The sequence below is a fragment of the Ferdinandcohnia jepli genome (assembly GCF_047246645.1).
Taxonomy (GTDB): Bacteria; Bacillota; Bacilli; order Bacillales; family Bacillaceae_L; genus Ferdinandcohnia.
In genome coordinates this window covers 42,666-51,427 of the sequence record NZ_JBFOKR010000012.1, presented here as the reverse complement: position 1 = coordinate 51,427, position 8,762 = coordinate 42,666, and the positions used below count along the sequence as shown (strand labels likewise).

General features: G+C 38.3%; 7 protein-coding genes. All 7 read right to left on the bottom strand.

Annotated elements, in window-relative coordinates; translation table 11 throughout:
• A partial coding sequence (larC, locus tag AB3M96_RS13920) for a nickel insertion protein (protein ID WP_412968230.1) occupies nucleotides 1-377 on the bottom strand: 377 nt, incomplete at its 3' end.
• A complete protein-coding gene (gene larB, locus AB3M96_RS13915) occupies nucleotides 378-1,127 on the bottom strand; it encodes a nickel pincer cofactor biosynthesis protein LarB (protein WP_412968340.1) in 750 nt (249 codons plus the stop codon).
• Nucleotides 1,128-1,680: 553 nt separating this feature from the next.
• A complete protein-coding gene (locus AB3M96_RS13910; protein WP_412968229.1) occupies nucleotides 1,681-3,153 on the bottom strand; it encodes a gluconokinase in 1,473 nt (490 codons plus the stop codon).
• A gap of 190 nt (nucleotides 3,154-3,343) precedes the next feature.
• Nucleotides 3,344-4,147, bottom strand: coding sequence for an ATP-dependent sacrificial sulfur transferase LarE (gene larE / locus AB3M96_RS13905; protein ID WP_412968228.1), 804 nt, complete (start codon nucleotides 4,145-4,147; stop codon nucleotides 3,344-3,346).
• Nucleotides 4,148-4,330: 183 nt separating this feature from the next.
• Nucleotides 4,331-5,101 (bottom strand): SDR family oxidoreductase, encoded by a 771-nt coding sequence (locus AB3M96_RS13900; protein ID WP_412968227.1) that lies wholly within the window; start codon nucleotides 5,099-5,101, stop codon nucleotides 4,331-4,333.
• A gap of 58 nt (nucleotides 5,102-5,159) precedes the next feature.
• A complete protein-coding gene (locus AB3M96_RS13895) occupies nucleotides 5,160-6,428 on the bottom strand; it encodes a nickel pincer cofactor-dependent isomerase, group 22 (RefSeq protein ID WP_412968226.1) in 1,269 nt (422 codons plus the stop codon).
• A gap of 654 nt (nucleotides 6,429-7,082) precedes the next feature.
• The gene (gndA, locus tag AB3M96_RS13890) at nucleotides 7,083-8,492 is read right to left on the bottom strand and encodes an NADP-dependent phosphogluconate dehydrogenase (RefSeq protein ID WP_412968225.1); all 1,410 of its coding nucleotides are present in this window, start codon (nucleotides 8,490-8,492) and stop codon (nucleotides 7,083-7,085) included.
• Nucleotides 8,493-8,762: the final 270 nt, after the last annotated feature.

The window sequence follows — 8,762 nt, the reverse complement described above, 5'->3', positions numbered from 1 at the left end:
TCGTGATCGTGTTGATAATCATGTCCGTGATGGTGATCGTGATCGTGTTGATAATCATGTCCGTGATGGTGATCGTGTTCATGGTGATGATCATGTACGTGATGGTGGTCGTGTTTATGGTGATGTTCATGTTCATGAAGATGGTCGTCTGCGTGATGATGATCATGTGTTTGTTGATTTTTTTGAACAACATCAAACTTGGTAGAAGTGATTCCATTTTTAACGACTTTCTTCCAGGTGATCTCGTACTCATCTTCAAATTTAAGTTTTTTTAGTTCAGATACTAGGATATTCGGATCAGCACCAGCATCAATTAAAGCTCCAATCACCATGTCTCCACTAATTCCAGAAAAGCAGTCGAAATATAAAGTTTTCATTTATTGATTTACTCCTTTATGTGCCAATTGATCAATTAAAGCAGCGTTGTACGCACCACCGAATCCATTATCAATGTTTACAACACTTATACCAGATGCGCATGAATTTAACATAGTTAGTAAAGCGGATAGCCCATGAAAATTAGCACCATACCCTATACTTGTAGGAACCGCAATTATTGGGTGTGAAACTAGTCCACCTACTACACTTGGAAGCGCTCCTTCCATTCCTGCTACACAAACAGAAACCGTTGCTTTTCTTATTTCATCGATGTTATCGAATAGTCGATGGATTCCTGCTACACCTACGTCATAAAAACGACGAACTTCACACCCTAACACTTCCGCTGTTAGTGCAGCTTCCTCAGCCACACGCAAATCAGATGTTCCAGCACAAATAATTGCAATAAAGCTTTTTCTTTTTACAGCTTGTTCCTTTTTCCAATATAAGATTTGAGCAATGTCGCTATAGATGAACTCTGGGTGAGATTGAAGGATAAAGTCTGCCTTTTCACGTGTAATTCGTGTAACTAAAACATTATCACCTTTATCCCTTAAAGCCTCTACAATGGAAAGAATATGCTCTTTCGCTTTGCCTTCACCAAATACGACTTCCGGGAAGCCCTGCCGCTTTTTTCGGTGATGATCAATCTTTGCAAATCCTAGGTTTTCATAAGTTGCTAATTGTTTTTTTGCGTTTTCAATGCTCAAATTTCCTTGTTTAACCTTTTTTAGAATATCTTCTACCATGTATTCACACACCTTAACTAATGGACTTTTCATTGTTATATATTGGGTGATTTCCGCTCCTGGCACTCGCTTTCCGCGGGCGGACCGTGAGCCTCCTCAATGAAATGCTGAAGCGGCTCGACCAGAAACGAGGAAATTGGCCGCCAATAACGCCACGTTCTGTGGCTTTGGCGGCACTAGCACATCCTGTGCGTCGGAGACTCCGACAAAAGAGGGTGGTTTTGCCTCTGGCGGAGGAGTTGAAATTTTCTCGAGTTTCTAGCCGCTGAAGCTAGACAAGTCGCAAGCTCCTGCGGGGTCTCACCTGACTTGCACAGGATGTGCTGACGTCTACGTTCGCCACAGGACGTGGCGGCTTTTAGTAGACGATCTTATGACTTTCCCACAGGACTTTGAGAGGCTCCTTTGAATTCTCCCACGCACGAAGAAAATGCAAAGCATTTTCGAGGAGTCTCGTACCATACGCTACAATCACACTATTGGTACATAGTACACAGTTATAAATAATAAGCATCATAGGTTTTGGAAATTTACAAACTTAATAAAACTTAAATCAAAAATGTTTCATTAAATCGTTTGTTAATGCAGTATATTTTTCAAAGATTTGTTGATATTTTTGATGGGTTTCTTGATTTGGTATAACTGGTTCACCCATCGGGATATTTTCCTTTATTTCTTCAAAGGAATTTGCCTTGCCGATACCTACAAGTGCAGTCCAAGCAGCACCCCATGCAGCACTATGATGACTTTCAGGAACATATACTTCCTTACCAAAGATATCTGCTAGCATTTGGAGCCAAATTGTAGAACGTGCCAATCCCCCGTTAACAAAAAGCTTTTTAGGCTCACCTGCTAAGTTTTCTAACGCTTTTCCAATTTGGTATATATTAAAAGTAATCCCCTCTAATACAGCACGAACGAAATGCTCTCTTTTATGGGTTATAGACATACCGAAAAAGTTACCCTTTGCCTGTTGATTCCATAACGGAGCTCTTTCTCCATTGATATAAGGATGGAAGAAAAGGCCATCGGCTCCAGGCTCTACTTTCCCTGCTTCAGCTGTGAATCTGTCAAAACTCTCTCCGTAGTTAAGAAGTTCTTTTAGCCATTGGAGTGCTATCCCACCGTTATTTGTTGGACCTCCGATAATAAAATATTCCTCAGAGAAGGCATAACAGAATGTCTCATGGTTTGTATTAGATTGAAAACCATTAGCGAATTGTCTAATTGCCCCACTAGTCCCAACAGTTACAGCTACCTCACCGGGTGAAATGGCACCAATTCCTAAGTTTGCTAATTGACCGTCAGCAGCACCAATGACAAATGGCATTTCGGAAGAGATTCCCATTTGTTCTGCAACATCTTTATTCATCCCTGTTAATTGATAGGTTGGAGGAACAATCTGAGAAAGTTGATCACGTGAAATACCAGCATTGTTTACTGCTTGTTCATCCCACTCAAAAGACTTCCCATTAAATAATCCTGTAGCCGACGCTATAGAATAATCAATAACTCGTTTACCAAACCACTTTACTATCAGATATTCTTTAATTGAAATAAAATAGCTAGCTTTTTGATATGGGTCAAAATTGTTTTCCTTCATCCATATTAGTTTCGCAAGTGGAGACATTGGATGTATTGGCATACCCGTTCTAGAATATATTTCAATCCCGTTCGTTTCTATTAGTCTGTTTGCTTGTTCAGTACTTCTTCCATCTGCCCAAATAATCCCTTGTGAGAGCGCTTCTCCATATTCACTCATACAGATAAGTGAATGCATAGCCGCTGAAAAACCAAGGGTCAAAATTTCATTCTTTTGAACTCCAGCAAACGAAATAGCCTTACTAATGGCTTGAACAGCCGATTGTTCAATTTCAACAGGATTCTGTTCGACCCAGCCCTGTTTAGGATAATATGAAGTAATTAATTCCTCAGCCTCAGCAACCACCTTACCACTCAGAGTAAATACAACTGCTTTAGCAGAGGTTGTCCCAATATCTAGACCAATAACGTACTGTTGTGACATTTTACATCTTCCTTTACACTTTGCTGTGAGTACAATTAATGATGTATATGTAAAAACATTATTCTTTACATTATTATCCACCATCATATCATACATGATTCGACATAGAAAAAGCTTTGGAGGTATCCAAAGCAGACATGAAAATGTTTAAAAGGTACAATTTTTATCATAAACCTTATGTATTATAGGTTTATGAAGTAAGAACTTTGTTCATACTACCAGACTTGTAACCTACCAAGTCTAGGGTAATATATTTATAGCCGAATTTGGAAAGTTCTTTCGTGATTATGTCATGATTTTCTAATACAATGGCCATATCACTAGGTTCAACTTCAATCCGTGCAATATCTTGATGTGTACGGACACGCACTTGGCGAATCTCAAGAGACTTTATATAAGCTTCAGCTTTTTCTACTTTTGTCAGCTTTTCAATTGTAATTTTCTCACCATATGCGATACGAGAAGATAAACATGCAAAAGAAGGCTTGCTCCATGTTGGTAAATCCATCTCGCGGGAAAGCTCTCTTATTTCGTCCTTAAACAAATTAGCTTCCTGTAATGGTCCACGAATTCCCTTTTCCTTTGCAGCTCTCATACCTGGTCGGAATTCATTTAAATCGTCCGCAATTACACCATAGACAACATTTTGGAATCCTTCCTTCTCCATGACAGGTAATAGGTGATCAAACAAGCTGCTTTTACAGAAATAACAGCGATTCCGATCATTTTCAGTATAACCTGGTATGGACAGCTCTGACGTTTCAATTACTCGATGAATAGCGCCAATTCTCTCTGCTAAAGCTTTTGCTTCTTCTAATTCACTTGACGGGTACGTTTCAGAATCAGCAGTTACAGCTAATACGTTTTTTTTTCCTAATGAATCCACGGCAACCTTAAGTAAAAAAGTACTATCTACCCCGCCAGAAAATGCAACAACAACAGATTTCATATCTTGGAGAATGGACACTAGTTTTTCGTATTTTTCTTGAATCATTGTCTTCTCCTTTCTACTCCCGATCTAACTCAATTACATCTTGGCTACGACGTAACTGTATCTCTCTATTTATATTAGTTGTGATATTGTAAAAGACATCTTTTTCAAGTGGTACAATCTTATAAAACACAACAAGCCCCTATTCCTAATGGGATGAGGCTTGCTTTAATTTTGAAAAACAAACTAGATAGTCATGCTGCCAAAACCACCGTCAACACGGATTAAAGTTCCTGTAACAAAGCTTGATGCTTTTTCAGAGGCTAACCATACTGCAGCGCCTTGTAATTCTTCAGGACTTCCAAATCGATTCATTGGCGTATGATTCATGATTGATTCGATACGTTCTGGACTTAGGATTTTTCGGTTTTGCTCTGCTGGGAAAAATCCAGGAATGATTGCATTAACACGAATACCATGTGGAGCAAATTCTCTTGCTAAGAACTGAGTCATGCTGTTTACACCAGCTTTTGAAACTGAATATGTGAAAACCTTAGATAAAGGAGTTGTTGATGAAACAGAGGAAATATTAATGATACTTCCCTGCGTTCCTTTTTCAATCATTCTTTTTGCAAAGATTTGAGTAGTAACAACAAGTCCTTTTAAGTTGACATCCATAATATCATCCCATTCATCCATATCAAGCTCGAAGAATGGTGTTGCACTATTTTTACCTGGAGCGTTTAAAAGGATATCAAAGCCTCCAGACCAATTTTCAATTTCTGTTACAAGTTTTTCAAGGGATTCGCGAGACGATACATCTGCACTAAATGCCTTTGCAGTTCCACCTTCTGCCTCTATCTCTTGTACTACTGCTTCTGCTTTTTCAAGATTACGTCCAACAATTGCAACCTTTGCACCATGTGAAGCAAATCCTTTTGAAATTGACGAACCTAGTACACTATTTCCTCCAATGGCTACTGCTGTCTTCCCTGTTAAATCAAATAGTTTGCTCATTCTGTATTCCCCTCTTTTACGCAGTTTCATGTAGGTATTAAGGTATAAGTGAATTTATCTATCGTAAGTTACCATTCTCATCAAATGGAATCTCATAAAGTTCTGATGCCTGCTCCATCTGCGGATGGTTGTTTATATATTCGAGTAATGCTTCTGATACTTCTATTTCACTAATGTGCAACGTATTTTTGATACGGACCATCTTTACTTGAGTGAAATCAAGAATATTACATGTTTTAATAGCGGCTTGAATGGCTTGTTTATCATTTGGTAGAGTGGTAGCAATTTTAGTAGGTGCCACAACAGTTGAAGTTAAACCGTTTGCATATGTGAATTCCAGGTCCATTTTGTCAACAAGTCGCTGGGTTGTAAAGTCAGCTGTTCCAACACCGTTTGCATTTCCTTCAGTCTCACGTGTTAAGTCCAAAACAACCATTTTGTTTACATCTGGTCCACCATGAGCATAAGGAGTAGGATAACGGCCTGTAATATTTGGGTCCATTCCGTCTCCGCTTATGTTTTTACCAATTTCATCAATAACAAGAACATCAATTTGCTCAAAGAATAACTTAGGTAAAAGCTGTTTTGCTTGCGCTTGTAATTCAGCTTCTTTTTCAAGAATTTCATTTTGTAAAAGTACTTCCACTCTTGCAACCTTATCAAATGCATTTTCAACAGTTGCAACTCCAAAGAGAATCGGTGTTTTTTCCATAATCATCTTCGCCATAGCAGGAACGTTCTCTGCCATATATTTGAATCCAAGCTGATGACAAGCTTCTGCCCCTTTTTGCTTTCCTAAACCAATACTAATCATTTTTTGAATGCCGCTTTCAACAGGTCCTCTAAAAGCAGTATGTGGTTTAACACGATTAAGAACGACAATACCATCGGCCTTTGAAGCGTATTTATCAATATAAACAGGTAACCCATTTGGTAATTCCCCAAGTTTGACAACTTCCATCGAGGAACGAATTTCACAGCCAACTGTTTCTTCAGTAACACCTAGATGTGCAAGCACTTCTTGCTGCCCTTCAGCAGTTGCGCCTCCATGGCTCCCCATGCTTGGTACAATGAAGGGCTTGGCTCCTAAGTCTTGTAGATATTGAACTGTTACCTTTGTTAGAGTTACGAGCTGATCTAGGCCACGACTTCCTACAGCAATAGCAATCTCCATGCCGGGTTTAATTGTTTGCTTAATAGATTCGCGCTGCAATTTTTCTTGCAATACTGCCTCGAGATTTTCTATTTTTGCATCATCAAAATGCTGTTTAACTTTTACCATCTTTGGAACTGGAATGTTTTTAAGTAATTCCTGGAGAATACCCATGATATCCTTCACTCCCTTATTCAAGTAACGTATTTAATTTAATAGAGTTAAGTGTTTTATAAACAATTGTTTATAGTTTCCCTCAATATCAGGTTAAAATTTACAATAGTAGATAAAATATAAATTATTTTGAAAGGTGCTATAAAATGTCTTCTATTGAGAGAACATTCTAACAAAAGGCCCTTTCTAAAAGGATTGTTGCTATTTGTCTTTAACCTTTGAAACTGTAAGTACCAAGTTTAGCGATTTCCGCTCCTGGCACTCGCTTTTCGCGGGCGGACCGTGAGCCTCCTCACTGAAATGCTGAAGCTAGACAAGTAGCATGCTCCTGCGGGGTCTCACCTGACTTGCACAGGATGTGCTGACGTCTACGTTCGCCACAGGACGTGGCGATCGTTAGTAGACGTTCCTTTTGCTTTTCCCGCAGGAGTCTCGTGCCATGCGCTCCAATCCCTCTTCGATAGCCATTATGTCCACTTTGTAAAAACAACATAGGTTGCGAAAACTTCTTAGTAAAATAATTAATTTGTTTATAAAACTAACTAAATGTCTCTATTAGAATATCATTTATGCTCCATCGATACAATTATTACCTTGATAAATTTGTTAAAAAAATAGTTGGGGAATCGATTCCCCAACTATTTACTTTTTTTATTACATCCAATTAGTATGGAATACTCCTTCTTTGTCAACGCGTTGGTACGTATGCGCGCCGAAGTAATCACGTTGTGCTTGTAAAAGGTTTGCCGGTAAAGTTTCAGTACGATAGCTGTCAAAGTATGCAATTGCACTTGAGAATGATGGTACTGGTATCCCCTTTTCGACTGCAACTGTAATTACCTTACGTAGAGAAGCTTGGTAATCTTCAGCAATTTCTTTAAAGTATGGATCTAATAGTAGGTTTGCTAACTGTGGTTCATGATCGTATGCATCTTTAATTTTCTGTAAGAATTGTGCACGGATAATACAACCACCACGGAAAATCATTGCAATTTCACCATAGTTTAGATTCCAATCATATTCTTCTGATGCTGCACGCATTTGAGCGAAGCCCTGAGCATACGAAATAATTTTACTTAAATAAAGTGCTTTTCGAACAGCCTCAATTAACTCCTGACGATCTCCATTGTATCCTTCAACAGTTGGACCTGATAGAAGTTTACTTGCCTTTACACGTTCATCCTTCATTGCGGAGATAAAACGTGCAAATACAGATTCAGTGATGATTGGTAATGGAACACCTAAATCAAGTGCATTTTGGCTTGTCCATTTACCAGTACCCTTTTGACCAGCTGTGTCGAGAATTACATCAACAAGTGGCTTTCCAGTTTCTTCATCTACTTTTGTAAAGATATCTGCAGTGATTTCGATTAAGTAGCTATCTAACTCACCCTTATTCCATTCTGCAAATACTTCATGCAGTTCCTGCGCATTAAGGTCAAGCACATTTTTAAGAATAAAGTATGCCTCAGAGATTAATTGCATATCTCCGTATTCGATTCCGTTGTGTACCATTTTTACGTAATGACCTGCTCCGTTTGGTCCGATATACGTACAGCAAGGGTCTCCTTCAACCTTCGCAGAAATTGCTTTTAAAATTGGTTCAACAAGTTCATACGCTTCTTTTTGTCCACCAGGCATGATAGAAGGTCCTTTTAGTGCCCCCTCTTCCCCACCTGAAACACCGGTTCCGATGAAGTGGATTCCAGTTGATTCTAGTTCTTTGTTACGTCTGATTGTATCTTGGAAGAACGTGTTTCCACCGTCAATCAAGATATCGCCATCTTCTAAATATGGCTTTAAGGAGTCAATCGTTGCATCTGTAGCAGGACCCGCTTTTACCATTAAAAGAATTTTACGTGGCTTTTCAAGTGAATTTACAAATTCCTCAATTGTTTTTGAACCTACAAAGTTTTTATTTTTTGCTTCATTTTGAAGGAACTCTTCTGTTTTATCGTATGAACGGTTGAAAACAGATACAGAATAACCTCTACTTTCTATATTAAGTGCTAAATTTTTACCCATTACAGCAAGACCAATGACACCGATTTGTTGCTTAGACATGTAAATCATACCCTTTCCAGACATTAATTTAAGTAGCACCTGAAAATAAATGCAAACTAATTGCTATTATTTTGCGTATTTCTACCATAATTATGAAGAATTTTCTTCTAAAAGCAATATAACCCTAAAAATCTTCATAAGTCTATAAAATAGACTTAGATAATTAATTTGTTTTCTAAACTAACTAAATATCTATGAGTAAAGAATATCACCCCTCCTATTGTTCGTCAACCATTGAATTTTGTCTAAATAATGAAGTTAATAGAAAAG